General features: G+C 64.0%; 20 protein-coding genes. 12 read left to right on the top strand and 8 right to left on the bottom strand.

The window, feature by feature from the left end; all coding sequences use genetic code 11:
• Positions 1-89: 89 nt before the first annotated feature.
• Positions 90-1,955: a biosynthetic-type acetolactate synthase large subunit gene (gene ilvB / locus K2O51_RS11345; protein WP_220630244.1), complete on the bottom strand. Its 1,866-nt coding sequence runs from the start codon at positions 1,953-1,955 to the stop codon at positions 90-92.
• 605 nt (positions 1,956-2,560) lie between these two features.
• Here ilvB and K2O51_RS11350 point away from each other — a divergent pair.
• From K2O51_RS11350 to K2O51_RS11370, 5 genes are all read left to right on the top strand, one after another.
• Positions 2,561-3,235 (top strand): antibiotic biosynthesis monooxygenase family protein, encoded by a 675-nt coding sequence (locus K2O51_RS11350; RefSeq protein ID WP_220630693.1) that lies wholly within the window; start codon positions 2,561-2,563, stop codon positions 3,233-3,235.
• A gap of 96 nt (positions 3,236-3,331) precedes the next feature.
• Positions 3,332-4,957, top strand: a complete 1,626-nt coding sequence (locus K2O51_RS11355) for an MFS transporter (RefSeq protein ID WP_220630245.1) — start codon at positions 3,332-3,334, stop codon at positions 4,955-4,957.
• A gap of 12 nt (positions 4,958-4,969) precedes the next feature.
• A complete protein-coding gene (locus tag K2O51_RS11360; protein WP_011300603.1) occupies positions 4,970-6,046 on the top strand; it encodes an HlyD family secretion protein in 1,077 nt (358 codons plus the stop codon).
• A complete protein-coding gene (locus tag K2O51_RS11365; RefSeq protein ID WP_140950623.1) occupies positions 6,043-7,581 on the top strand; it encodes an efflux transporter outer membrane subunit in 1,539 nt (512 codons plus the stop codon). The genes K2O51_RS11360 and K2O51_RS11365 overlap by 4 nt, the downstream gene beginning before the upstream one ends.
• Positions 7,582-7,723: 142 nt before the next feature.
• Positions 7,724-8,719: an SLAC1 anion channel family protein gene (locus K2O51_RS11370; protein ID WP_140950622.1), complete on the top strand. Its 996-nt coding sequence runs from the start codon at positions 7,724-7,726 to the stop codon at positions 8,717-8,719.
• A 77-nt stretch (positions 8,720-8,796) separates the two neighbouring features.
• Here K2O51_RS11370 and K2O51_RS11375 read toward each other — a convergent pair whose 3' ends face one another.
• From K2O51_RS11375 to mug, 3 genes are all read right to left on the bottom strand, one after another.
• Positions 8,797-9,876: a GlxA family transcriptional regulator gene (locus K2O51_RS11375; RefSeq protein WP_245001858.1), complete on the bottom strand. Its 1,080-nt coding sequence runs from the start codon at positions 9,874-9,876 to the stop codon at positions 8,797-8,799.
• A gap of 407 nt (positions 9,877-10,283) precedes the next feature.
• Positions 10,284-10,862 (bottom strand): 3-oxoacid CoA-transferase subunit B, encoded by a 579-nt coding sequence (locus tag K2O51_RS11380; RefSeq protein WP_011300599.1) that lies wholly within the window; start codon positions 10,860-10,862, stop codon positions 10,284-10,286.
• A 16-nt stretch (positions 10,863-10,878) separates the two neighbouring features.
• Positions 10,879-11,550: a G/U mismatch-specific DNA glycosylase gene (gene mug / locus K2O51_RS11385; protein WP_308813416.1), complete on the bottom strand. Its 672-nt coding sequence runs from the start codon at positions 11,548-11,550 to the stop codon at positions 10,879-10,881.
• Between the two features lie 359 nt (positions 11,551-11,909).
• On the opposite strand from mug, the gene K2O51_RS11390 reads away from it, so the two are divergent.
• Positions 11,910-14,744, top strand: a complete 2,835-nt coding sequence (locus tag K2O51_RS11390) for a 2-oxoglutarate dehydrogenase E1 component (protein WP_140950620.1) — start codon at positions 11,910-11,912, stop codon at positions 14,742-14,744.
• A gap of 58 nt (positions 14,745-14,802) precedes the next feature.
• On the opposite strand, the gene K2O51_RS11395 is transcribed toward K2O51_RS11390, so the two are convergent.
• Positions 14,803-15,864 carry a VWA domain-containing protein gene (locus K2O51_RS11395; RefSeq protein WP_011300596.1) on the bottom strand — a complete coding sequence of 354 codons (1,062 nt, stop codon included), beginning with the start codon at positions 15,862-15,864 and terminating at the stop codon, positions 14,803-14,805.
• Positions 15,865-15,939: 75 nt separating this feature from the next.
• Here K2O51_RS11395 and K2O51_RS11400 point away from each other — a divergent pair, with 75 nt between their 5' ends.
• The 4 genes from K2O51_RS11400 to K2O51_RS11415 are packed head-to-tail and all read left to right on the top strand — an operon-like array spanning position 15,940 to position 20,001.
• The gene (locus K2O51_RS11400) at positions 15,940-16,863 is read left to right on the top strand and encodes a S1C family serine protease (RefSeq protein ID WP_140950618.1); all 924 of its coding nucleotides are present in this window, start codon (positions 15,940-15,942) and stop codon (positions 16,861-16,863) included.
• 12 nt (positions 16,864-16,875) lie between these two features.
• Entirely contained in the window at positions 16,876-17,889 is a 1,014-nt protein-coding gene (locus K2O51_RS11405) for an AAA family ATPase (protein WP_011300594.1), read from the top strand.
• The gene (locus K2O51_RS11410; protein WP_220630246.1) at positions 17,867-18,928 is read left to right on the top strand and encodes a DUF58 domain-containing protein; all 1,062 of its coding nucleotides are present in this window, start codon (positions 17,867-17,869) and stop codon (positions 18,926-18,928) included. The genes K2O51_RS11405 and K2O51_RS11410 overlap by 23 nt, the downstream gene beginning before the upstream one ends.
• Positions 18,925-20,001, top strand: coding sequence for a VWA domain-containing protein (locus K2O51_RS11415; protein ID WP_011300592.1), 1,077 nt, complete (start codon positions 18,925-18,927; stop codon positions 19,999-20,001). Before K2O51_RS11410 ends, K2O51_RS11415 begins: the two co-directional genes overlap by 4 nt.
• A 53-nt stretch (positions 20,002-20,054) precedes the next feature.
• Here the strand turns inward: K2O51_RS11415 and K2O51_RS11420 are convergent, their stop codons facing one another.
• Complete coding sequence (locus K2O51_RS11420; RefSeq protein WP_011300591.1) at positions 20,055-20,537, bottom strand: BON domain-containing protein; 483 nt, start codon at positions 20,535-20,537, stop codon at positions 20,055-20,057.
• A gap of 241 nt (positions 20,538-20,778) precedes the next feature.
• On the bottom strand, positions 20,779-21,663 hold the full coding sequence (locus K2O51_RS11425; protein WP_220630247.1) for an isocitrate lyase/PEP mutase family protein: 885 nt from the start codon (positions 21,661-21,663) through the stop codon (positions 20,779-20,781).
• A gap of 210 nt (positions 21,664-21,873) precedes the next feature.
• On the opposite strand from K2O51_RS11425, the gene K2O51_RS11430 reads away from it, so the two are divergent.
• On the top strand, positions 21,874-22,095 hold the full coding sequence (locus K2O51_RS11430) for a DUF3820 family protein (protein ID WP_041680510.1): 222 nt from the start codon (positions 21,874-21,876) through the stop codon (positions 22,093-22,095).
• 142 nt (positions 22,096-22,237) lie between these two features.
• Here K2O51_RS11430 and K2O51_RS11435 read toward each other — a convergent pair whose 3' ends face one another.
• Positions 22,238-24,079, bottom strand: a complete 1,842-nt coding sequence (locus tag K2O51_RS11435; RefSeq protein ID WP_245001807.1) for an ATP-binding protein — start codon at positions 24,077-24,079, stop codon at positions 22,238-22,240.
• A gap of 260 nt (positions 24,080-24,339) precedes the next feature.
• Between K2O51_RS11435 and K2O51_RS11440 the strand changes: the two genes are divergently transcribed.
• Entirely contained in the window at positions 24,340-26,376 is a 2,037-nt protein-coding gene (locus K2O51_RS11440) for a hybrid sensor histidine kinase/response regulator (RefSeq protein ID WP_220630249.1), read from the top strand.
• Positions 26,377-26,425: the final 49 nt, after the last annotated feature.

The following is a 26,425-nucleotide window of genomic DNA, read 5'->3' on the forward strand; positions in this document are numbered from 1 at the left end:
GTGCTTTCTGGGGAGTGGCTGACGGACGGGCAGGTGGCAAGTTCCTGCGGGTTCCGTTCTGTTCCACTTCCCATGGTCCGCGCAGGCGGCTAGAACATATCGGCGGCAGGGAGATGCGGCGCCCCATGTTCCGCCCCTTCCGGCCCGGATCGTGAAGGGATGAATGGTCCGGTGATCATGCTTGCGTAACTCTGGCCGGGTCCCACCATCGGGAATACGTCAGCGTTCTCGTCAACCATCACCTCCAGCAGGGCAGGGCCATCGAACTCGACGAAGGCCCTGAGCGCCGCCTCGACCTTGTCGGCGTCTTCCACGCGGCACGCAAACTCGAAGCCATCCGCCTGCGCCGCGAGGACAAAATCCTTGCGGTGGAGTGCCTTGTCGCTAACACAAAAGCGCCCCTCGAAGTACAGTCGCTGCCACTGCCGGATCATCCCGTCACCGCGATTGTTGAGCAGAAGAACCTTGACGGGTACCCCGTACGTCGTCGCGGTCTCCAGTTCCCCGAGGTTCATGCGGATGCTGCCGTCGCCGTCGATATCGATGACCAGCGCGTCGGGCCGCGCCAGTTGCGCGCCGATTGCCGCGGGCAGTCCGAAGCCCATGGTCCCCATGCTGCCAGATGTCAGGAAGCTTCTGGGTTCGCTGAACCGGAAGTACTGTGCCGCCCACATCTGGTGCTGGCCAACCCCAGTGCTGACAATCGCGCGCCCTCCGGTGATCCGGCCGAGCACCTCCACGACAGACTGTGGCTGGATCGCGGGACTGGTCCGGTCGTAATTCATGCGGTAAATCCGTTTCAGTTCGGCGACGTGATCGAGCCAGTCCGAATGCGACCACTCGATCGGGCCATGTTCCGCCAGCGACGCCAGCGCGCGCCTGGCATCGCCGACATGGCTCCAGTGCGCCCGCTTGATCTTGTTGATCTCCGCTTCATCGATGTCGATATGCGCAACGTATCGCGCACCGGGAGCAAACGCGTCAGGTCGCCCACCGGCAACCCGATCATCAAATCGGGCACCGACAGCAATCAGGAAGTCGCAATCCTCAACGGCATAGTTCGCACACGCGGCACCGTGCATGCCAAGCATGCCAAGATACAGTTCGTGATCCGCGGGCATTGCACCGAGTCCCATGAGCGTCGTCACGATGGGGATGCCATAGCGCTCGCTGAACTGACGCAATTCGGCCGTGGCACCGGCCGCTATGACGCCACCACCGACATACAGCAGTGGCCGCCTGCTTTGTCCGAGAAGATCGAAGAAGCGGGCGCGCTTCTTTTCGTCCAGGCGAGCGCCGTGCGCCACCTTGCGAAGACGTTCAGAGTAGCCGCGGAACTGCAAGGTGCCGGAACCGTGAAAGGTACCGGTCCAGTTCTGGACATCCTTCGGCACATCGACGACCACGGGACCGGGGCGTCCCGTGCGGGCAATCTCGAATGCCGTCCGCAGGGTGTGCTCGAGCTTTTCAGGATCCGTCACGAGGAAGACCTGCTTGGCGCAGGCGGACATGATGTTGAAGACGGGGGCTTCCTGAAAGGCATCACTACCGATGGCTGCGCGCGGCACCTGGCCACATATCAGCACCACCGGGACGGAATCGCCATTGCAGTCGGCAATTGGCGTGACCGCATTCGTCGCGCCGGGCCCGGATGTCACCATGAACACGCCGACTTTCCCGCTGGCACGCGCATAACCGGCGGCCATGAAGCCGGCAGCCTGCTCGTTGGCGGGAACAACGAGCCTGATCTGGCGCGCGGGATCTTCCGCGTGCATGGCATTGAAGCGGAAAACGGCGTCATACGTCGGCAGGATGGCGCCTCCGCTATAGCCAAATACGGTATCGACGCCCTGTTCGCTAAGGACGCGCAGGATGATATCGGCGCCCGACAAGCGCTCGCTCGATGGCGCAGGCGTCAGGGGAAGTGAGGGGGCAAGTTCTGGATTTCGGGTCACGGCCGGATCGCATGGAAATTGGTGCTGGCAACATCAGCAGCCAGGATTAAACGGACAATTTCCCTTCCAACTCGAGAACAGCTTATGTTCGGCACCAGCTCGTGGACCATGGCTTCGACGGGTTCTCCGTACCTGCGCCTGCCCACCTGGCACGTTCCTGGTGTGCGCCTGGAAGAATTGTGAGGGTGACGTGCGTCATTGTGGCAACGACGGCGGCGCCGCGCTGGCCGAAGAAGTTCAGTTACTGGCCAAAAGTGACCGGATCCAGGCCATATGGGGATACGCCGGTCCCCGCCTCTTGCCAGCGAGTACGCCACTCGCGCACCACCACTCCGGGTCTGAATATCCAGCTATTCATGTCTTTTAACCCGGCGGAAAAAGACTATTGCATGCAGAGGTGGTTAAGAAGGATTTCAAACATCTGCTGGCAAGATTATCGAATAAGTTGGCCAGATACGGACTCGCTTCCTCCGCAAGAAAATCATTCCATCTCGTACATTGAATGCACCAACACCAGCGCGCTGCAATGCGCCGGAGAGGCGCAACGGAATGCAGGCGCACCCGCTGCGTCGTATCGTCCAGCCAACGAATTGAAGGAGTCGGCCGTGTTCTCTGCAATGCTTGAAGTCAATCCCATCCCCGAGCAATTCGATGCCTATCTTGGCATGGCGAAAATGCTCAGGCCCGAACTTGAGAAGATCGAAGGGTTTATCGACAACGAGCGCTATGAAAGCCTGACGCGTCCAGGATGGCTGCTCTCGCTGTCGATTTGGCGTGACGAAAAGTCGTTGATCCGCTGGCGTACCACAACCAAGCACCACAAGGTCCAGCAGGCGGCCCGTGACCGGATCTTTGCCGACTACCGCCTGCGCATCGGAGAGGTCGACACCGACACTCATCTGCCCATCGGCGAGGCCTTGCATCAGCAGCGTCTGGACGTGACCGAGGCAGGCGAAGGCAAGGCTGTGACACTGCTCGATGCCGATCGGTCGCGCTACTGGCTCAACGGGGCGAGCGCGGAGGCCGTTGCAAAATCGCTTGGGCTGGATGCGCAAGCGCGCGGGCTGCTTGCCTGGGATGTGTTCAAGGCACTGTTGTCACCCGAGGAAGTGATTGTCGTGCTGACGTGGCGCGACGAGGCCGCGGCCCTGGCGTTCGGGAAGAACGCCAGGCTGCCAGGCGACGTGCGTCTGAGGAGCATCCGCATCGTGCGGGAGTACGGCATGTTCGACCGACGCGAAGCGCCCCAATACTTCGAAGAGGTGCCACGTAAAGCTTGAAGTCGCCCACCGCTTCTTCCAGAGATTGCCGGCGTGACCCGCCGCAGAAAGTGGAATCTCCGGAGCCAAGACCCATCAAGTCGTCAGGGGACATTTATGACCACAGCGAATCCTTCAACCACTGCAACGGATGTGCCGCCCGTCGAGCAACAGACGCGCCCGGTCTCCGTGCAGGAGGAGGGGATCCCTTCGCATCCAAAGCCCGCGGGTGCCGCACTGTCGCTGCGCCTGGCGACCGGCCTGATCGGCGTCTTGCTCGCATCGTTGCTGGCCATCCTCAATGAACAGGTGACCGCGCTGGCTTTGGCCGATGTACAGGGCGTGTTCTCGATCGGCCGTGACGACGGGACGTGGCTCACGACGCTGTTCGAAGCGGCCAATGTCGCAACGATGGTATTTGCACCCTGGTTCGGCATTACCTTTACGCTGAAGCGATTCACGATCGGCGCCGTGCTGGCCACGATGCTGCTTGGCGTTCTTTGCCCGTTTGCGCCGAGCCTCCAGGCGCTCTACCTGCTTCGCGTCCTGCAGGGTGTCGCGGGCGGCTGCCTGCCACCGATGCTGATCATCGTGGCATTGCGCTATCTTCCCCCGAAGATCAAGCTGTATGGACTCGCCGGCTACGCGTTGACTGCGACCTTCGGCCCCGCAGTCGGTACGCCACTTGCCGCGTTGTGGACGGAGTACGTCAGCTGGCAGATGGTCTTCTGGCAGATCGTGCCACTCGGTATTGCGAGCTGTGCGGCCGTCCGGTGGGGCCTGCCGGATGATCCGTACAACCTTGAGCGGCTCAGTGCATTCAACTGGACCGGGTTGCTGACCGGATTCCCCGCAGTCGCCATGCTCGTAACCGGCCTCCTGCAAGGGGACCGTCTCGACTGGCTGAGCTCCGAGTTCATCCGCGTGATGTTCGGCGGCGGCGTAGTCCTTCTCATTGTGTTTCTCTTCAACGAGTGGTTTCACCCGCTTCCCTTCTTCAAGCTTCAGTTGCTCGCCCGCAGGAACTTCGCGCATGGGCTCATGACGCTGGCGGGTGCCGTGATTCTGCTGGTCGGCGTGGCAGCCATTCCCGGCCAATACCTCGCCAGGGTTCACGCATACAGGCCGCTGCAAACGGCACCGCTGTCGTTACTGCTTGCGCTTCCGCTGTTGATCACACTGCCGCTGACGGCGGCCGTGCTGAACCTTCGGCGCGTGGATTCCCGGTGGGTGATGACGGCTGGGCTGCTGCTCATGATTGCCACGTGCGCGCTGGGAAGTCTTATGACTTCCGAATGGATACGCGTCAATTTCTACTGGCTTCAGGCGCTGCAGATCATGGCCCAGCCAATGGTGATCCTGTCGATCCTGATGGGCGTCACCACGGGATTGCCTCCCACGGAGGGCCCGTTCGCCTCGGCCATGTTCAACTCGCTCAAGACGTTTTCTGCTGCCGTGGCAACGGCCCTGATCGAGGGGCTGGGTACCGGTCGCGAACGCTTTCATTCGAACATGCTGGTGGACCAGCTTGGCAACAATGCCGTCGTGGCAGGCCGGGGCGTCGATTCGGTGCACACCCTGGCTCAGCTCGCCCATCGTGTCCACGAGCAAGCGCTCGTACTGACCTCGGCCGATCTGTACCGCGTGATGGCCTGCGTTGCCATTGCCTTGCTGTTTCTCGTTCCGATATTGCCCGTGCGCATCTATCCGCCCTGGAGCACTACGCCACCCTCTTCACACTAAGGGAAGATCATCATGTCATCCGCTACCCGCCCGCCAATCAGGAATATCCGCCTTGCAGCGATCTTCATCGCGGTCGGCATCGTTGCGTGGGCCTGCGCAACCCTCGTTCCAGGCTCAAGTGCGCAGTCCACCAATGATGCCTATGTAACGGCAGACTTCACGCTCGTAGCCCCACGTATCGCTGGCCAGATTTCCGAGGTGCTTGTGGATGACAACCAATGGGTCAAGGCCGGGCAGGTCCTGGTCCGTATCGATGACCGCGACTTCAGGGCGGCGCTGCAAAGTGCGCAGGCAGACGTTCTGGCGGCCAAAGCCATGGTGGCGAACTATGACGCGGAGATCGCCCGGCATCCGTCCCTGGTCGAGCAGGCACGGGCGAAGCTCCGGTCCGACGAAGCATCGGTCGAGTTTGCCCGCGCCAACGCGTCGCGCTACCGGAATCTTTCGGAAGCCGGAGCCGGCACCGAGCAGGAGCAGCAACGTGCGTCCAGTACGCTTGCCGAGCAGGTAGCGCAGCAGTCCCGCGACCGCGCCGCGCTGAGCACCACCGAACAGAACCTCATGGTCCTGAACACGCAGCGCGACAAGGCCGCGGGAGCCCTGGCGCGTGCCGAAGCCGCACTGGAACAGGCAAGGCTCAATCTGTCGTATGCGGAAATCCACGCGCCGGTGGATGGCAAGATCGGCAGGCGTTCGGCGCGTGTCGGTGCATACGTGACGGCAGGCGCTTCGGTCCTTGCCATCGTGCCGGTGTCGGACGCGTACGTGGTGGCCAATTTCCAGGAGAACCAGATTGCCGGCATGCGGCCGGGACAGAGCGCGCGCATCAAGGTTGACAGCCTGCCTGGCGTCGAGATCCAGGGCCATATCCACAGCCTGGCGCCCGCTACGGGAGTGAGCTTCGCGCCCATTGCCCCGGATAACGCCACGGGCAACTTCACCAAGATCGTCCAACGCGTGCCGGTCAAGATCACCATCGATCGCGGGCAGAAGGCCGCATCCGGATTGAGCGTGGGTCTTTCGGTAGAGGTGGACGTCGCCATTGCCCGTCGTGAAGATGTGCTGCCCCAGGGAGGTAACAGAGGATGAACGCCGCCGATTTCTCCATGCGGGCCTCGATCCTGGCGATACTGGCCTGTCTTGCACTGGCGGGGTGTGCCGTGGGGCCCGATTTCGAGCGCCCGACGCCTTCTGCGCCAGATGTCTTCCATCGCATCCAGTCCGCCCAGGCAAGCAGCAAGGCTGTTGACGCGGAGTTCAACGTGGAGTGGTGGACGCTGCTGAACGATCCCCTGCTGAACAATCTCGAGAGCCGGCTGGTCGACGCGAATCTCGACGTGGCCGCGGCATCGGCGCGTTTGCGGCAAAGCCGCTCGACCCAACAGGTTGTCGGCGCGGCCCAGCTTCCGCGGCTTGACGGCGCCGCATCCTATTATCGCGAGCGCGGGAGTCCGAACGGCATTGTCTCGCTGTTGGGGGTCAGCCCAACGGGGAGCCCGCCGCAACCGGCGTCGGGTTCGTCGCCGCTCGGGGTTGCGCCGGTGCCAGGATCGAGCGGTTCCCCGCCCTTTGACCTGTACCAGTTTGGCTTCGATGCGTCCTGGGAAATCGACATATGGGGCCGGGTGCGGCGCAGTGTCGAAGCTGCCGGCGCATTGACGGAAGCTTCGTTCGAGGACAGGAACGCCATCCTCTTGTCTGCCCGCGCCGAACTTGCACGGGACTATGTGGAACTTCGCGACCTCCAGTCGCTGCTGGAAATCACGAAGCAGAACCTCGAGATTGCTCGTGACACCGCCAGGCTGACGCAGGTCCGTGCACGCGAGGGCGTGACAACGGATCTCGATGTAGCCAATGCCGCAGCCCAGGTGGCGTCGATCGAAAGCCTGATGCCGACGCTGGAAGCGCGGCTCGAAGCTGCCATCAACGCCATCGGCTTGCTGCTGGCCGAGGAGCCTGGCGCGTTGCGGCAGGAACTTGCGGAACGGCGTGAAGTGCCAGAGCTGCCGGAGCGCGTGCCGGTCGGCTTCCCGTCGGAGATCGTGCAGCGCAGGCCTGACATCAGGCGAGCCGAGGCGCAGTTGCACGCGGCCACGGCATCGATCGGGATGGCCAAGGCCGACTTCTATCCGCGGATTTCGCTGAACGGAAGCGCCGGATTCCAGAGTCTGCAGCTTTCCAGCCTTGCCGACTGGGCCTCGCGCCAGTTTGTGGTCGGGCCGTCGATCACGTTTCCGATCTTCGAGGGCGGTCGACTCAAGGGAACGCTGCATCTGCGCGAGGCCCAGCAACAGGAGGCCGCTATCGCGTACAAGCGCACCGTGCTCGACGCATGGCGCGAGGTTGACGACGCGCTGGTCGCCTACGATGCCGAGCAGCGGCGGCGCGACCGGCTCCTGACGGTCGTGAGCGAGAACCAGCGTGCTCTCGCGATTGCGCAGCGGCGGTACAAGGCCGGAGCAGTCGATTATCTCGACGTGCTGAACGTGCAGAGACAGCTCCTGCGGTCGCAAAGCAATCTCGAGCAAAGCCGCGCAACGGCGGCCACGAACCTCATAACCCTGTGCAAGGTCCTCGGCGGAGGCTGGGAATCTGCGTACGCCAGGACCCCGACTGCGAACTGAGCGCGCGAGTGGCCAGAAACACGCAGAATCTGGCCACAATCCTGATCAAGTCGTTGGATCGGCACGCGATGTCCAAACCTATACTTGCCCGGGCAGTGCATGGCAACAGGTCCATGGCATGGACATTCGCTGAGGAAAATCGATGCATACCTTCCCATCACCCTCTGAACAGACGATTGAGAAAAACGAAATATCGGTGAAGAACCTTCCTGTGAACCTGTTTGCTTCGGTCATGGGAATTTCCGGGCTTGCCCTTGCATGGAGACAGACGGCAAGCCAGTTTGGCGTGAGTCCGATCATTTCCGATGTGATCAGCGTGGTGGCGGTGATCGCATTCCTGGTATTGACAGTCTCGTACGCTGCAAAGATCGCAAAACATCCCGATGCGGTAGTGAAGGAATTTTGCCACCCGATCGCTGGCAATTTCTTCGGGACGGTGCCGATCGCAATCCTTCTGATTTCTTCTCTTATCGGTCCATCGAATGAAGCCATCGCGGAAGTCGTCTGGACGGTGGGAGCGGTTGCGACGATTGCCCTCGCTTTCACAATCTTCAGTCGGCTTGTTCGTGGAAAGATCGATTCGGGACACGCCTTGCCTGCGTGGTTGATTCCGGGGGTGGCGACACTTGACATCGCCGTGGCGGGTGGAAGTATGCGCATGCCGTGGGCCCGGGAACTGAACATCGTTTCCCTTGGCATCGGATCCGTTCTTGCGCTGGTGCTGTTCACCATGATCATCTCGCGGCTGATTCATCATGAAAAGCTCGCGAGTCACATGATTCCGTCGCTGATGATTCTCATCGCGCCGTTCGAAGTGGGGTTCCTGGCCTATACGAACTTCACGCAAAGCATCGATGTGTTTGCGGCGATCCTGTTCTATTTCGGGCTGTTTCTGTTCTTTACCCTGTTTCTCAAGGTATTCCGTCGGAGCATTCCGTTTTCCGCTGGCTGGTGGGGGGTGAGTTTTCCGATCGCTGCACTGACCAATGCGACGTTGAGGTATGCGGATACGGTGCGCCTGTGGCCGATTACGGTGTTGTCCGTCGTTCTGCTTGCCTTTGTGTCCGGGGTGATCGTGATGCTTTCTGTCCGGACGTTGCGTGTCGTCTTCAACGGCGAGCTGCTGTCCGGGCGGTGACTGGCATCCGTGGCGTTATTGGTGCGAGCTGGTCTGACGCATCCCGTCAGCACCAGCCCGCGACGGTCGACGCAGGCTCAATGTGCCGCAGCGGCAAGCGCATGCGACGCCGGGCGTCGGTGATCCTCGCGTCGTGGCTGGTGTGGCAGCGAAGCAGGCTGGCCGTGGCCGTGGTAGTGCGCCATATTCTCGGACTGGCCCTCGGTTTCCTGAAGGCGCTGCCGATATTCCTTCGGTGTGATATCAAGGCGCCGCGAGAAGATCATCCGCATATGTGTCGAGCTATGGAATCCACTCCTGAACGCGATGGTCTTGAGCGGCACATCGGTCTGCTCGAGCAGCTTCTTTGCAAAATCCACGCGCACCTGCTCCACGAAGACGGAAGGCGAGACCTTGGCGTGTTTGGCGAAGACGCGGCTGAATGTCCGGCGGCTCACGCCAACGGCATCGGCCAGTTCCTCGATGGAGAAGGCGTCCGCAATGTGATCGTCCACGTACCGCCGGGCCTTGCTGACGATGGAGTCCTCTTCGGGTCCCACGGCAAGGTACGGGCTGTACTGGGACTGCCCTCCGTCGCGGCGAATATAGACGATCAGCCGCTTCGCGACTTTTACCGCCAGGGCGTGACCAAAGTCTTCAGCAAGCAACGCGAGGCAGAGGTCGATGCCGGCGGTGACGCCGCCGCACGTGAACAGGCTGCCGTCGCGGACAAAGATCTTGTCCGGCCGCACGAACGCACGAGGGAAATGGTCCTGGAGCCGCTTGGTCTCGGACCAGTGCGTCGTGACTTCCCGCCCATCGAGGAGCCCGGCATGAGCAAGCAGGAATACCCCGTTGCACACGGCACCGAATCTTTGCGCTTTCAGCGACTTGTCATGAAGCCAGGTCAAGAACTCCGGGTCCGGCTCCATCCCGGGAGCGCGCGGCCCGCCCGCAACCAGCAGAAGATCGCAATCGTCGTGGTAGTTGCGATAGTCAACAGGCACGCTGATCTGCATACCGTTTGAACACATCACGCTGGTGGGGCGAACACCGACCAGTGTGACTTCGTAGCGCTTATGGGCAGGCAGCAGGTGGTTGGCTTCCGCAAATACGTCCATCGGGCCGGCCACGTCCAGCGCCTGAACCCCATCAAACACGACAAGAGCAATTTTCATCTTCATTTACGTCACATTGGCAGCAGCCACTTGTGTTGCGTAGTGGTACGGGCAATCGAATCCCCATCGTGCAGCCCGGCGAAAAGATGCCGAACTGCGGTCGATGCATGCGGTAAAGTCTATGCGAAGGAAAGCAGGGAAGAAGCCGCCTCGCCCGAACGATGGTACTTGTTTCCGCTCTGGAAGATTACCGGGCGATATTGCAAGTCATTCTTCCGGAAAACGAGAGTATGGAGAGAGAACTCTCTCTCCGATTCTATTTTTGGCTTTCGGGGGATCGGGGTGCAGCAGGCGTGATTGTTGCGGCGCGTCAGGGACGGCTGGTGATGAGCGGCGGAATGACCATCAGATCCATCCGTTGACTGGCGCGGATATCCGCGCCATCCGTGATACGCCGGGTGGCGGCGTCAAGCGAACTGAAGCGATTTCGGCTTCTCAGTTTCGGCCGGCGCTACGCCAACCGCTCCTTCGACAAAGGCCATGCCTTGATCGGTGACATCGATGACAGCCTGGTCCGAGATGACCCTGTAGGAGACGCCGTCGCCCCGGCTGCTCGTCAGGAGATCGGTGATGTCCTTGATGCTGCGAACGCCTCCAAGCAGCAGTACGACGTGCTTTGCGCCGCATCCGATTGCCCACCTGGCAATGTCGATACCGTTTCCATGTGCGCCGCTTGCGTCGAGGATCGCCAGATCCATGGACAGGCTGGTCATTTCCGCGAAGGAGTCCGTGGAATGGTAGATCTCCCTGGGTCTGGCTTCGGTGCATTGTCCCTGGCTGCCGGCAATGAATCCTGCATCCATGAAATCGTCAGTTGGATAGTGCATGAATCCAGGAATGCCGTCGTGGACATGCAGCCAGACTTCAGTTTCGGCCGGAATCCGACTGGCCACCGCCGCGGGCAGGCCCGGGCCCAGATAGACAAAATCCCCATCGTTGATCTGCGTCGTCGCGCGCTCAACCATCTCGTTGGTGGTCCATACCATCCCGCTTACCTCCTGTTCATTTCAGGCTATCGACTTCCGCACACTGTGGGGACTCCCCGTAGCGGATCTGACTTTCCACGGACGCACGGAACTCGCCATACGCGTCGACAAGACCGGCGAGACTGAACGCCCGATTTCGCCCGCTCGGGTTGGGCAACACCCAGACCCTTGCGCCGCCCATGCGCCGCCGCTGCGGGCCCCACGGGACAACACGCTGGCTCGTCATGGCCGCATAGGCAGCCTTGCCGAGGAACGCAACGCAGGCAGGATGGAAGCGCTCCAGCTTGATGATCAGGCGCACCGATGCATCGACATATTCGTTGTGGGAGAGTGCGGCCGCGCTGGCAGTTGGCCGGCTTACCGCAGTTGTCAGACCGTATCCGTATGACAGCAATTGCCGGTCGTCCACGGGTTCGAGCTCCCGGTCGGTGATGCCTGCGAGATGAATCACGCGCCAGAACCGGTTGCCGTGTCCTGCGAAGTGATGGCCGCTCGCCGCAGCCCGCAGCCCGGGATTGAGTCCGCAGAACACTGCCGAGAGCCCCGGCTTCATGATGTCCGGCAACGGGCCGGACGGTCCATGCGTTGGCGCTAGCTGTGGATGCTTCATTCCTGTTGTCCTTGGCGCTCGCCCGGCACAACCAGTAACCGGACAGGTCTTGCTGCCTGCGGCATCGACCAGATGCATGCAGCGGTGTTCCGACTATAGGGAAGATGCGCGATCCGGTGCGTCGCAGATGGGTCGGAAACTGGCCATAGTTTGTCGATTGCGGGCCAACGGCGCTTTCTGCCGCGTCCGCACAAGCGTATGTGCTGCCGAACGGAACCTGGCCGTTATGCGGAAAGGGCCGGGGCTCCGGGCACGATGGCCCAAAACAGACAGGACTTGTCCTCAGACAGGAACAGGCCGGCCGCCGGTGAAAGTCCGCTGTACATAGACTGAATCTACGAGCGAAGGACAGGCATGTACGCGGTGGATGGGCCGGGGACGTGGTTGCCGTCTCACGCGATCTTCTGGCAAATGCGGGCAGGCGCCCGGTTGAGGACATGGCTACCCTTATGATTCGAGATCGAAATACCTCCTTCCTGTTTGGAGGCAATGCCCCGTATGTGGAAGAACAATACGAGGCGTACCTGAAGGATCGGGCATCGGTGTCCGACGAGTGGCGCGGCTACTTCGATGCCCTGCAACAGATGCCTGCGGTCGATGGATCGAATGCCGGCGATGTTGCGCATGGTCCCATCGTGTCCCGCTTTGCCGAGCTGGCAAAAAGTCCACCGGCGGTCGGGCATCCTGCGGGCGCTGGCCATGCCTCCGTACGCAAACATCTCGCCGTGCAGGCCTTGATCGCGGCTTACCGCATGGCCGGTTCGCGCAATGCGCATCTTGACCCGCTGCGCTGGACGGTGCGGGTGCCATTGCCGGAGCTGAGCCCTGGCTACTATGGTCTGTTCCGGTCGGACCTGGATGCCAGGTTCTTGCTGTCCGACGCGAATTTCGCCGACGAAGACATGACGCTTCGTCATCTGATGCAGGCGCTGGAGGAAACGTATAGCGGCACGCTCGGCGCCGAGTTCATGCACCTTGCCGATCCGAAGCAGCGCAGCTGGTGGCAGATGCGTCTGGAATCCACGCGTGCCAGGACCCACCTGGACGACGGTAACAAGCGGCACATCCTTGAACGCCTGACGGCAGCGGAGGGACTCGAAAGGTATCTCCACGCGCGCTACGTCGGGCAGAAGCGCTTTTCGCTCGAGGGCGGCGAATCCCTGATCGTATTGCTGGATGAACTGGTTGCCTATGGGGCCACGCAGGGCATCCGCAGTGCGATCCTCGGCATGGCGCATCGTGGGCGGATCAATGTGCTGGTGAATGTTGTCGGCAAGCCTCCGGCCGCGCTGTTCGACGAGTTTGAGGGAAAGACCGCTGACCGGCTGCCGGCCGGCGACGTCAAGTATCACAAGGGCTTCACCGGCACACTGCGGACGGCATCGGGACCCGCCGAAGTGACGCTGGCCTTCAATCCGTCGCATCTGGAGATCGTGAACCCGGTGGTCCAGGGCATGGCGAGGGCGCGTGCGGAAGTGCTGGGCCTTGGCATGGGCGCGGTGTTGCCAGTGGAGATCCATGGCGACGCATCGATCTCGGGGCAGGGTATCGTCATGGAGACGATGAACCTCTCCGGTACGCGCGGCCATGGCACCGGAGGCACGGTGCATGTGGTGGTGAACAATCAGGTCGGCTTTACCACCTCCGACCCGCGCGATGCCCGCTCTACGTTCTATTGCACCGACATTGCCAAGATGATCGAAGCACCGGTGCTGCACGTGAATGGTGATGATCCCGAGGCCGTGGTCGCCGCCACGCGGCTCGCGGTGGACTATCGCATGACGTTCGGCAAGAGCGTGGTCATCGAACTGATGTGCTTCCGGCGGCACGGTCATCAGGAGCAGGATACTCCGGCCATCACGCAGCCACTCATGTACCGCTCGATCGCGGAGCATCCGGGCGTGCGCGCCATCTATGCGGAAAAGCTCGTCGACGAGGGCGTTGTAACCGCGGCGGATGTGGAACGGTACGCGCGGGAATATCGTGCGCGCCTGGATGCCGCGCAGGGCGGCAAAGACGACAAGCCGTCCGCTGATATGCGGCTTGAAGCCTCGTCGCCGCAGGATTCTGGCAACAGCAAGACACAGCCCGGATACGCTACGCCTGGGCGCGAAATGCTAAAAGGCCTTGCCCTGAAGATCACCGATATACCGGCCGGGCATACGCTGCATCCGCTGGTTGCCCGCGTGATCAGCGCGCGCCGGGAAATGGCAGAGGGCGCGCGTCCCCTGGACTGGGGCATGGCCGAGCACCTGGCCTTTGCGTCGCTGCTTTCCGCCGGGGTAGGCGTGCGGTTGAGCGGGCAGGACAGCGAACGCGGTACCTTCGGTCATCGCCATGCCGTGCTCCACGATCAGAAGCGCGAGATGCGGGGTCAAGGCACCTATATTCCGCTGGACCATGTATCCGACGACCAGGCGAGGTTCTCGGTCACCAATTCCATTCTTTCCGAAGCTGCGGTACTGGCGTTCGAATACGGCTATTCGCTGTTCCGGAAGGACTCGCTGGTGCTGTGGGAAGCCCAGTTTGGCGACTTTGCAAACGGCGCGCAGGTCGTCATCGATAACTTCCTTTCCGCCGGAGCCGCCAAGTGGGGCCAGCATAGCGGCGTGACGCTGCTGTTGCCGCATGGCCAGGAAGGGCAGGGTCCGGAACATGCTTCGGCACGGCTTGAACGCTACCTGCAACTCTGCGCGCAGGAGAATATGCGCGTGTGCCAGCCGACGACGCCGGCGCAGATGTTCCACCTGCTGCGTTTGCAGGCCACGCGGAATGACCGTATCCCGCTTGTCGTGATGACGCCGAAGTCGCTGCTGCGGCACCAGGAGGCCGTCAGCACCCTGGACGAACTCGCCACTGGCGAATTCAGGGAGGTTCTGGCTGAGGGCCGCTCCGAGCAAGAAGAGGACAGGATCACCCGCCTCATCCTGTGCTCGGGAAAGGTCTATTTCGACTTGCTGGCTCGTCGGCGGAAATCCGGGAAAGACAACATCGCGCTGCTTCGCGTGGAGCAACTGTATCCGTTCCCCGAGCAGCAGATTGCCCGGGAGCTTGATCGGTATCCGTATCTGAAAGAGGTGATCTGGTGCCAGGAAGAAGCCAGAAACCAGGGCGCCTGGAGCTTTGTGGTGGAGCGGCTGCAAGGCATCGTTGAAGATCCGCTGGTGCTTCGCTATGTCGGGCCCGAGGCGGCAGCGTCGACGGCGCCGGGTTATGCGTCGATGCACGCGGCTCGCCAGGAAAGCACTCTGCACGAAGCCATCGATGCGTAGCAGGGCCACGGACCAGTCCGGTGACGAGGCCGCGCCACCGGATGATGCAATGCATCAATCACCGCCGGAACCACAGCATCGACAGCGCGCAAGCCGACACCAGCAGCAGCACTGATGCCGCCGCGAGCAGGGCACTGATCTCGGTCTCCCGGCGCTCTAGCGCAAAGCGGGCGCTGAGCTGGCGATATACCTGGCTCAGATCCGCTGCCGATCCTGCCTGGAAGTACTCCGCGCCAGTGATCGTCGCCACGGCGCGCAACGCGGGTTCATCGAGCTGCATGTAGTAGGACAGGCTCGTTTCCGGTGCATTGCCCCCTAGCGTCCCGAAGCCCACGGTATAGACACGCACGCCGCGCTGGGCTGCCATGCGGGCGGCGTCGACGGGGTCGGGGCCGACCGTGCGGCGGCCGTCGCTGAGCAGGATGACCGCGCCATGCCGGTAGGAGCCCGGTTGTGCGCTCTGCGTCGCCTGCTCGCGCTTGCGCACGGCGTCGGCCGCCGCGGCTTCGTCCAGCGGTACGGCCCGGCGCGTGGAGAAAACCGGTTCGTCGGCGAACAGTATCGCTTCAAGGTCTATGCCATCGTCCGGGAACAGGACCGCTAGCGCCTGGATCAGCCCGCTGCCTGTCGCCGTGCCGCGCTGGAGCTGGAACCGGTCGATCGCGTCCAGCATGTCCTGCCGGTTGCTGGTGGGCCGCAGCACCACGGTCGCAGTGCCAGCGAACGAGACGATGCCAAGGCGCACGCTGGCCGGCAGTCCGACGATGAGGTCGCGCGCGGCCTGCTGCGCGGCGCTGATCCGCGTGGGCGCGACGTCGGTGGCCTCCATGCTGCGTGAGACGTCCATCGCCAGTACCAGCGTGATGGTGTCGGACGGCAGCGTGACGGTGGCCGTCGGGCGTGCGCAAGCCAGCAGCGCTGCGCCGAGTGCGACCAGGAACAATGCCGGGGGGATGTGACGCCGCAACCGTTGGCGGCGGCCGATGGCCGCGCGCGGCAGGGCCAGGCTGGCGTAGAGGAGGGCAGTCTTCTTGCGCCGTGCTAGCAGGTACAGGTAAGCGGCTGCCAGCAATGGGAGCGCGAGCAGCAACCAGAGCATTTGCGGCCAGAGAAACTGCATGCTCTGCTCCTTGGCGCGTGGTTAAGAGGATGGTACTGTATTTTCAAGGGCGGCACGGGACCTCGGGAGTTGGCGATGAAGCGTGTGGCGATCTACAGATGGATCTCGGCCGGGCTGGCGCTTGCCGCCGTGGCAGTGCTGGCCTTTGCCTGGCATTTGCGACCGTCGCAGCGCGTGATTACGCAGGCCGATATCGACGCGGCGGTGCTGCACACGTTGCAGACCAAGAGCCTGCCGTCACGCACGGCCCGCGCGGCCGAGGCGATTCGCGAGTCGGTGGTGGAGATCCGCAGCTTTTCGCCTGCAGACCCCAGTGAGGAAGCGGCGTCCGCGCCGCGTGCGCGGCGTGATGCGCCGGCCACACGTCCGAAATCCTCCCAGCCATCTCGACGCAAGCCGCACGACGAACTCGCCAAGGCCGCTCCGCCCGCAGGCACGGACGTACCGAAAGAGAAGCGTGAAGCGAGTCACATCGGTTCGGGCGTGGTCATCACCGAAAGCGGGCTCGTTCTGACCAGCTATCACGTCGTTGCCGATGCCAAGCGTGTGGAGGTCATGTTCCACGACGGCCAGACTTCCGAGGCTTCAGTGCTTCAGGCCATCCCCGAAAAAGACCTTGCCGTGGTCAAGCCGAAGTCCATCCCCGACGACCTGCCGGCCGCGACGCTGGGCTCCAGCCGCAATCTCGCGCCGGGTGCGGAGGTCGTCGCGGTCGGCTTCCCGTTCGGCATCGGGCCGTCGGTGTCGGCGGGCGTCGTATCGGGCCTTGATCGCCAGTTCATTTCGCCGGACGCCAGGCAGAGCCTGGACAACCTCATCCAGTTCGACGCCGCGGCCAACCCCGGCAATTCCGGCGGGCCGCTGATCAATATGGATGGCGAAGTGGTGGGAATCGTCACGGCCATCCTCAATCCCAACAAGAGCGGTACATTCCTTGGCATCGGTTTTGCGGTGACGATCGAAAGTGCCGGCGTTTCCATCGGATCTTCTCCTTTCTGAAAGCGGAGGCCTATGAACGAGCAAGCCCGTGGCGCCATCGACAGCGCCGATCTGATGGAGCGCCTGCTGTACGAGGTGAAACGTGTGGTCGTCGGTCAGGACCACTTTCTCGAACGCGTGCTGGTCGCGATACTGGCCGGCGGCCACCTGCTCGTGGAAGGCGTGCCCGGCCTGGCGAAGACGCTGACCGTCAACACGCTGGCCAGGACGATGAGCGGATCTTTCAAGCGCATCCAGTTCACGCCGGATCTGCTGCCGGCCGACCTGGTCGGCACGCGCATGTACAACCAGGGAACCGGCGAGTTCTCGACGGTGCGTGGCCCGGTCTTCGCCAACCTGCTGCTCGCGGATGAAATCAACCGCGCGCCGGCCAAGGTACAAAGCGCGCTGCTGGAAGTGATGCAGGAAAAGCAGGTGACCATCGCCGGCGAGACCCATCGCGTCCCGGCCCCGTTCCTTGTCATGGCCACGCAGAATCCGATCGAAACCGAGGGTACCTACCCGCTGCCCGAGGCACAGGTCGATCGCTTCATGATGAAGGTGCTGGTCGGCTATCCGAGCGAGGAGGAAGAAGTCGTCATCGTCAATCGCGTGACAGGCCCCCGGATCAGCGTGAGCCCGATCGCGACGCCGGAGCACCTGACCGGCCTGCAGGACGAGTGCCGCAAGGTGTACGTCGATCCGTCGCTGGTGCAGTATGCGGTGCGCGTGGTGGCGGCGACGCGCAAGCCGTCTGGCTACGGTCTGGAAGAGATCGAGCGCTACATCACCTTCGGGGCCAGCCCTCGTGCCACGATCGGCCTGATCGAAGGCGCCCGCGCGCTCGCGTTCCTGCGCGGGCGCAACTATGCGGTGCCCGAAGACGTGATCGACCTCGTGCCCGACGTGTTGCGCCACCGGCTGTCGTTGTCGTACGAGGCGATGTCGGACGGCGCGACCGCCGACCAGCTCATCAGCCGCATCCTGCAGGCGCTGCCGGTTCCGGAGCGCCCGCTCGAAGCCCATGTTCGAGCGACTGCGCGCTAGGCGCCGGCGCGGCGCGGAGACGGCTGCATCTGTCGCATCTGCCGCCACGCCTGCCGGTCCGGCCCTTGTCAGTGTGGGCACAAAGCGGACAGAGAGCCTGCTACGCCGCCTCGAATGGACCGTAGTGCGGCGCCTCGACGGGCTGCTGCAGGGGGATTACCGCACGCTGTTCCGGGGCTTCGGCCTCGACCTTGCCGACTTGCGCGAGTACCGGCCGGGCGACGATGTGCGGCATATTGACTGGAACGTGACGGCGCGGCTACAGACACCGCACGTGCGCGAGTTCCAGGAAGACCGTGATCTCTCCGCGTGGTTCGTGCTCGATCTGAGCGGGTCGATCGAATTCGGTTCGGGCGAGGTGCGCAAGCGCGACCTGCTGAATGACTTCACGACCGTGATGGCGATGCTGCTGACACGCTACGGCAACCGGATCGGCGCCGTGCTGTACGGTGGGTCAGCGGACACGGATGCGTCCATGATTCCGCCGCGCTCGGGGCGGCGCCAGTTGCTGCACCTGCTTGACCGCATGCACGCCACGCCGGCCGCGTGCCCCGGCGAGACACGGCTGCGCGACCTGCTGGAGCGCGCGCGCGCTGTCGCAAAGCGGCGTTCGGTCATGTTCGTCGTGTCCGACTTCATCAGTACGCCAGGCTGGCAGACCTCGCTCGGCATGCTGGCGCGGCGTCATGAAGTCGTGGCCGTGCGGCTGGTCGATCCGCTCGAAATGGCGTTGCCCGACCTCGGACTCGTCGTGCTGCAGGATGCCGAAACCGCGGAGCAGATGTTTATCGACACGCATGATCCCGCGTTCCGCAAGCGCTTTGCGGCAGCCGCCGAGGCGCGCGAGGCCGAGTTGCGCCTGGCGTTCGCGCGCGCTGGCGTGGAATGCCTGACGCTGTCGACGTACGCGCCGATGGACCTCGCACTGTTGCAGTTCACGCGTGAGCGCCGCTTCCGGCAAGGGGCCGCGAAAGCGGCGCCGGCGACGAAACCGGCGACGAAACCGTCGACGACAGCGCCACCGAGGAACGCGGCATGACAGACGCCATCGACCGGCTGCCTCTGTTCAGCTTCCTGTGGCCCGACATGCTGTGGCTGCTCGGCCTTTTGTTCGTGCTGACTGCAGGCTATGTCTGGTTCGACGCGCGGCGGCGTCGGACAACAGTCAGCCATCCGGCTCTCAAATCGATCGGTTTTGCCATGACAGGCGGGACTGGCTGGCGCCGCCATGTGCCCGCGGTGCTGGCATTGCTGGCGTTGGTCGCGCTGATCTTTGCCATTGCCCGTCCGCAGGCCGTGATGACGCTGCCGTCGCGCATCAAGACCGTGATCCTCGTGATCGACCTGTCGGGCAGTATGCGCGCGCAGGATGTCCGGCCGAGCCGTATCCGCGCGGCGCAGCAGGCGGCCAGGGTGCTGCTTGATGCCCAGCCGGCGGGCGTCAGCGTCGGTGTGGTGGCCATGGCGGGTACGGCAGCGCTGGCGCAGGCGCCCAGCCACAGCAAGGACGATGTGGCGACTGCGATCGAAGGCCTGAAGCCGCAAGGAGGCACCGCGCTGGGCAACGGCCTGCTGATCGCGCTGACCACGCTGCTGCCACAAACGACCAACGATGCAGAACGTCTCATGAACGGCGGTGACGTCGCCCAGCCCGGCAAGCCAGGCAAGGCGGCTCCGGGCGAGTTAGACAACGGCGAGCCGGTCAGGCCCGGATCGTACGCGTCCGGTGCGATCGTGCTGTTCTCCGACGGTGAAAGCAATTCGGGTCCGGGCGCGGTACAAGCCGCGCAGCTCGCAGCCACGTACGGCGTGCGCGTCTATACGGTTGGCGTGGGCACGACGGAAGGCGTCGTGCTGTCGGCCGATGGCTGGTCGGCGCGCGTGAGGCTGGACGAAAAGGTGTTGAAGCAGGTCGCCGACACCACCGGCGCCGAGTACTTCCGGCTTGAGGACACCGCTGCGCTGAAGAAGGTGTATCGCGCGCTCAATACCAGGCTCGCGTTCGACAAGCGCGATCAGGTCGAGGTCACGGCTTTCTTTGCCGCGATCGGCGCGTTGCTGGCGGCGTGCGCGGGACTGCTGTCCCTGTGGTGGTTCGGACGGGTGATGTAGGGCTGGCCGGGGTCGGAAAAACCCCGGGACAGTCTTAGATCGCGTATCAGGTATCAGCCCTGCAAGGCAGGAATATTGCCGGCTTCTTCATGGATGGTCAGCTCGTCCGCGAGATCCGTGACGCCGGGCACGGCCCACACCGTCGACAGCACGGCGTCATGCTCGCCGGCCAGGATGTGGCCGCTGAGGCAAGCGCACCCGCCGCTCACATCGACCTCCACCGCGCCCGGGTGGCTGAGCACATGGCCCAGTTGCGCACGGATCCGTTCGCCGATCTGGTAGTCGCTCGTGTCGACGTCACGAAGGCTCACGGTCACATGTGGCCGCACCCTGGCGGCAAGGCCCCGCGCATGATCGAGCACGCGCTTGGCCTGTGTCTGCGCGTAATCGGTCAGGTCATGCTTCCCGGCTGCTGCCTTGTCCCGCAATTGTGCGCGTCGCCGGGCGCCCTGGTGCGGATCGAACAGGTACATCAGTGCGGCCCCGGCCACGGCGGCGAGGGCGAGGTTGGTCAGGTTGCGGTTTTCATTGGGCATGTTGGGGCTCCTTCGATTTCGGCGGGGATGCGGCAGCCTTGCGACTACTGCGTCCTCGCCCTGTTGCAGGGTGCGTGCCCGGATGCCAGGTGGCTGGCAGGCCACGGGAAGACGGGGCAGGGCAGCAGTGTCGCCACCATGGCCGCACATTCTTACCGGGCCATGTAAATGATCGCCTCTGCACCGGCTGTCAGGCGGAGGCGCACATTCGGGCGCTTCGCAGGCGGATGATGTCCCCTACTCACTCATCCGTCTTGTAGCGAGCATCGAGTTCGTCGTACATCGGCTTCCTGACGAGCCGCTGGCGCTCGCTGAATGGCACGACGATGGCGGGATCCTCGTCCATCTGGCCGTTTGCCTGCAGGTTGCCGAGTGCCTGCTGCATGCCGCGCACGGCGCCTTGCAATGCGGCGTTCGCGTAGAGCACCAGGCCGTAGCCGAGCCGCTCCAGCGCGGCGAGCCCTTGCACCGGCGTCTTTCCGCCAATCACGATATTGATCAGCAGCGGCACATCGAACAGCCCCGGCAGGCGCGCGATATCGCTTTGACCCTCGATCGCCTCGAAGAACAGGATATCGGCGCCGGCTTCGGCAAAGCGGTGTCCGCGATCGATCGCATCCTCGATGCCGTGCACGGCCGCGGCATCCGTGCGCGCGACGATCTGGAAGTCGGGGTCGTCGCGCGCGTCAGTCGCGGCCCGGATCTTGGCCACCATCTCGTCCGTGCTCACGACATCCTTGCCGGCAAAGTGCCCGCATTTCTTCGGCATGACCTGGTCCTCGAGCTGGATCGCATCGGCGCCCGCGCGCTCCAGGGTGCGTACGGCCTGGCGCACGTTCAGCGCGTTGCCGAAACCGGTATCCGCATCGACGAGCAACGGCAGTTCCACCGCATCGCGGACCCGCGCCGTGTGCTCGGCGATATCGCTGAGCCCGATGAAACCGAGGTCAGGCAGGCCGAATGACATATTGGTGACACCGGCGCCGGTGAGGTACACGGCCTTGAAGCCGAGGTCTTCGATGACCCGCGCACTCATGGCGTTGAAGGCGCCGGGGATGAGCAGGGCATTCTTTGACGCGGCCTGCTGCCGGAATGCCTGTCTGCGGGAGGAAGCGGATGAAGTCATGTGGGGTTCTCCGGTGAGGCGGCGTGTCGTCGGCAGCCTGACAGCCGCGCAATCAGGACAGGTCGAATCGGTGAGGCGCGATCATGCGGATGTGCCCGACGCGAGTCCGGATAACGGCGGGCATCTGGTAGCGTACACCGCAGTGCGACCCGCGGTGGTGTATACCTTGCCGATATAATGCCCGCCGCTAACTTCCATTCGCTACCGATCATGCTGCCCGACGGAGAACTCCTGCTACTGCTCGTCACGCGCGAGATGCCTTTCGGCAAGCACAAGGGAACGCTGATCGCCGACTTGCCTGGCAACTACCTGAACTGGTTTGCAAGGGAAGGATTTCCGCCTGGCCAATTGGGCCGCCTGCTGGCGCTGATGCAAGAGCTGGATCACAACGGGCTGCGGCACCTGGTGGATCCTTTGCGCGGGGCGCGTTGAAGCGTCCGGGCCTGCGATGCCTGGCAAGCGTCAAGGCGACGTAGTCATCAATCAAGGCTTGTCTCGCTGCACCCCGCAGGCAAGTTTGTGTAGGTGGCGAATGCCAGTTCCGCCAATGTCTTGGCCGCAATTCAGGCCAGTATCAGGGGCCGTCCCCGGCCCGCTCGCATTGGACATTCATGGCACGACAGACCTCGCACCATCGATCCGCCGCAGGCGACGCGCGCACCGGCTCTGCGCCGGCCGTGGGCCATGGCAACGGCATCTGTGCCGTCGCCGGCAGCCTGCGACCCGCACAGGCATACGCGCGCACGGCTTCGCCGAGTGCGGCCAGGCCGACCGGCTTGACCAGCACGCCATCCATGCCAGCCGCCAGCGCGGCTTGATGGTCCTCGGGCACCGCGCTGGCCGTGCAGCCGATCACCGGAATTCGGGCGGGCGCGTCGCGGCGCGCGCGCAGTGCGCGGGCAAAGGTCTGGCCATCCATGACTGGCATCGCACAGTCGCAGATCACGAGGTCGAATGGCCCCTGGGAGGCCGTCGGAGACTCGGCCAGCCGCTCCAGCGCCTCGCTGCCATCCGCGGCCGTGTCCACGCGATGGCCCAGATGTTCGAGCTGCCACTTCAGTAGCAGGCGGTTCGGCACATGGTCGTCCACGACCAGCACGTGCAGCGAATCAGTGGCAGCGGCACATGCGGAAAGGGCCGCCGGCTCGGGCATGACCGGCAAGCAGGCTGTGCGCAGCCGCAGGGTAACCCGCACACTTGTGCCAGCCCCCGCGCGGCTTTCGAGACGGATCTGGCCGCCCATGGCCGCGACCAGCCGGCGGCAGATGGCCAGGCCCAGCCCGGTGCCGCCGGATTGTGGCCGCGATCGGTCGTGTGCCTGCTCGAACGGCTGGAACAGGCGCGCCTGGTCGGCGTGCGCGATGCCAATGCCGGTATCGGCGACCGTCAACACGATCTCCTGCTTTCCCGCATGCACGGGGCCGCCGTGCAGATGCACGCGTACCTCGCCCTTGTCGGTGAAGCGGATGGCGTTGGAGACCAGATTGCCAAGTACCTGCTTCACACGGAGCGGGTCGACCATATGCGCCGCCGCGATGCCCGGGTCGATGACCCGCACCAGCGGCAATGGCTTCTGCGCGGCTACCGGGCCGAGCATCTGCAGGACTTCCTCCACCAGCGCCGGCAAGCTGGCGGGAACGGGATGGACGCGCAGCTTGCCCGCTTCCATCTTCGACAAGTCGAGAATGTCATCGATCAATGCGAGCAGTGCCAGCGCGGAATCGTGCGCGGTGGACAGCATGCGGCGCTCGTCGGACGGCATCTCGGGCCGTTTCAGGGCGAGCTCGATCATGCCGGCCACAGCGTTCATCGGTGTCCGGATCTCATGGCTGACCGAGGCGAGGAAGGTGGACTTGGCCCGATTTGCCGCCTCGGCACGCGCCTTGGCTTCGGCCAGCTGGGCGAGCATGTCGTGGCGCTCGGTCAGGTCCACCCAGCCGCCGGCCAGTGCCGTCACGGTCTTGCCGGGGCCTTGCAACGGTGCAACCCAGTTCAGCACATGCCGCTTTTCGCCCTGGATGTGCAGGCAGCGGTCCTTGCTGAGCGCGCGGCCGGAGGCAATGACGTCGCGGTAGTCCTCGGAGAGTTCAGCGGCGTCTGTGATCACGCCGGCGAGCTGTTCCGGCATGTCCGGCGGCAGGCCTCGCAACGATGCGCGTGACGCGCCGACCAGTTCCTCATAACGCCGGTTGCAGGTGATGAGCCGCTGCTGGGCGTCGCGCACATAGACGGGCAGGGGAATGCTGTCCAGCACCGCCGTGTGCAACGTCAGGCGCTGGCGCAGCCGTGCCGTGCAGGCCTGGCTGCGGGCGAGCTGGCGCCGCAACACGCGTACGCGCGCTGCGAATAGCGCAGAAGCGAGCAGCAGCGTCAGGCTCAAAGCCAGCCAGACGATTGGCGGGGGCAGGGCGGACAAATTCAATGCAGGCGACGGGCATGGAGGACAGCCCTGCACGGCATTGCGATTGCGGGGCGCGATCCATGACTCTATGGATGCGCGTATCGCCGTAGTTTCAGACGCGTCGGAGTCTGGCTGGAGAAATTTCCTATTCAGTCGGCAGCCACGCTGGCCGAATGTCGTCGCGGCCACCGGGCCGAGCGGCTGGCAAGCCACCGGGCAACGCTATCATTGTCTTGCCCTGCTCGTCTGTTACCTGTCCGCGATGGAGTTTTCCGATGCTGACCGCGCCAACCCCGATCACTGGCCTGCTGGCCGCCTGCGTGGTGCTCATGGCCGCCTGCCTGCTGCACTGGCACCGGCGTCTGCGAACGATGGGCAGCCAACGCGATGTGCTGGCCGCCATCATTGACGCTGCGCCATATCCGATGGTGGCGCGCGACGCACGCGGGCGCTTCGTCGCAGTCAATGTGGCGCTTGAGGATTTTCTCGACATCCGCCGCCAGACAATGCTGGGGAAGACCATGGAAGACGCTGGCGTGCCGCCCAACATCGTGGCTGCCGTGGCATCGCCGATCGCGCGCGTGCGGGCGTCCGGCCAGCGGGTCGACGAGACGCTACGCGTGCGTGATGCCGCGGGCGACTGGCATGACCTGCTGTTCGCCACGCAGCCGCTGCGCCTGCCGGACGGCACCGAGGCAGGCACCGTTTCCGCGACCATCGACATCACCGCCCAGCTCGCAGCCGAACAGGCCGCCCTCGAGGCCAAGCGCGTGCTCGATGAGATTGCCGACGCCTTGCCCGTGGCGTCGTTCCAGCTCTGCGCGGAGCCGGGTGGCCGGTACTGGTTTTCGTATTTTTCCGCGAAGGCGGAACGGTATCGCGGCTGGTCCGCCGAACGGCTGCTCGCCGTGGTCGATGGCGAATACCCGTCGATCCATCCGGAGGACCGCTTGAAAATGGCCGACGCGTTGCATCAGTCCGCTGCCGCGCAATCGGCCGCGCAGTTTGAACTCCGGATTCTTGTCGACGGCGAAACGCGGTGGCTGCGCTTGTTCGTGGGCGCACCGGCGCGTGATCCATCCGGCCAGTTGCGCTGGAGCGGTTATGCCGGCGACGCGACCGACGAACATCGCCAGCTCGAAGCGCTGGCGGCGGCCCGCGCGGCCGCGGAAGGCGCCGCACAGGCGAAGGCGCGCTTCCTGGCCACGATGACGCACGAGATCCGCACGCCGCTGGCAGCGGTCATCGGTGCGCTGGAACTGTTGCGCGGCAGCCCGATGAGCGCGCAGCAGGCCAGCGAGGTCGCGCTGGCCGACAATGCGGCGCGCCTGCTCATGGAAATCCTCGACGGCATCCTCGACTACAGTCGCCTGGAGGCCGGGCAACTCACGCTGGAGTCGCTGCCGCTGGATCTGCGCGCCCTCGTCGAGTCGGTGATGCAGGTGCACAGGCCCGCGGTCGCGGCAAAGCAGCTCGCGTTTGCGTTCGAAGCCGATGCGCGCGTTGCCGTGGCCTTGCTAGGCGATCCCACGCGGCTCAAGGAGATCCTGCTCAACCTGATCGGCAATGCTGTGAAGTTTACGGCGCAGGGCGGCATTACGGTGCGATTGGACTTGCTCGAAGACATGGAGGAGCACCAGCGTGTGTCGCTCAGCGTCGCCGATACCGGCGTGGGTATCGACGCCAGACAGCAAGAGCAGCTGTTCGCGCCATTTTCGCAGGCAGATAGCTCCATTTCGCGCCGTTTTGGCGGCAGCGGGCTGGGCCTGGCGATCTGCCGGCGCCTGGCGGAACGGATGGGCGGCACGCTGACGCTGCAAAGCCAGCCTGGGGCCGGCACTACGATTGTGCTGTGTGTGACGTTGCCAGTGGCCATGAGCCCAGTGCCCCAAGGGGTCGCCGGCCGCGCTGGGCCGCCGCCCCCCTTGGAACCGCTGGACGTGCGCAAGGCCATCCTGGTAGTGGAAGACCACCTGCCGTTCCAGGTCATCATGCGCCGGCAACTGGAGATGCTGGGGCAGGATTGCACGGTGGCATCCGGGGGCGAAGCGGCGCTGGAGCAGCTCCGGCAGCAGCGTTTCGCGCTGGTACTGACCGATTGCCAGATGCCCGGCATGAACGGTTTCGAACTGGCCAGCCGGATCCGGGCATCCGGGCCGGGCGCCAATGCCGACGTGCCGATCGTCGCGCTGACGGCGTCTGCCGGTGCGGAAGTGGCCCGGCAATGCCACGACGCGGGCATGGACGCCTGTCTCGCCAAGCCCGTTCGCATGGACGACCTGCGCGCATGCATTGCCCGATGGGCGCGGTAAGGCGCATCATGAGGTGGCTGTCCGGCGCCGTTGCAGTGCGCAGGCGATG

Origin of the sequence: Cupriavidus pinatubonensis, from assembly GCF_019602855.1 — a bacterium.
In the GTDB taxonomy this organism is placed as follows: Bacteria; Pseudomonadota; Gammaproteobacteria; order Burkholderiales; family Burkholderiaceae; genus Cupriavidus; species Cupriavidus pinatubonensis.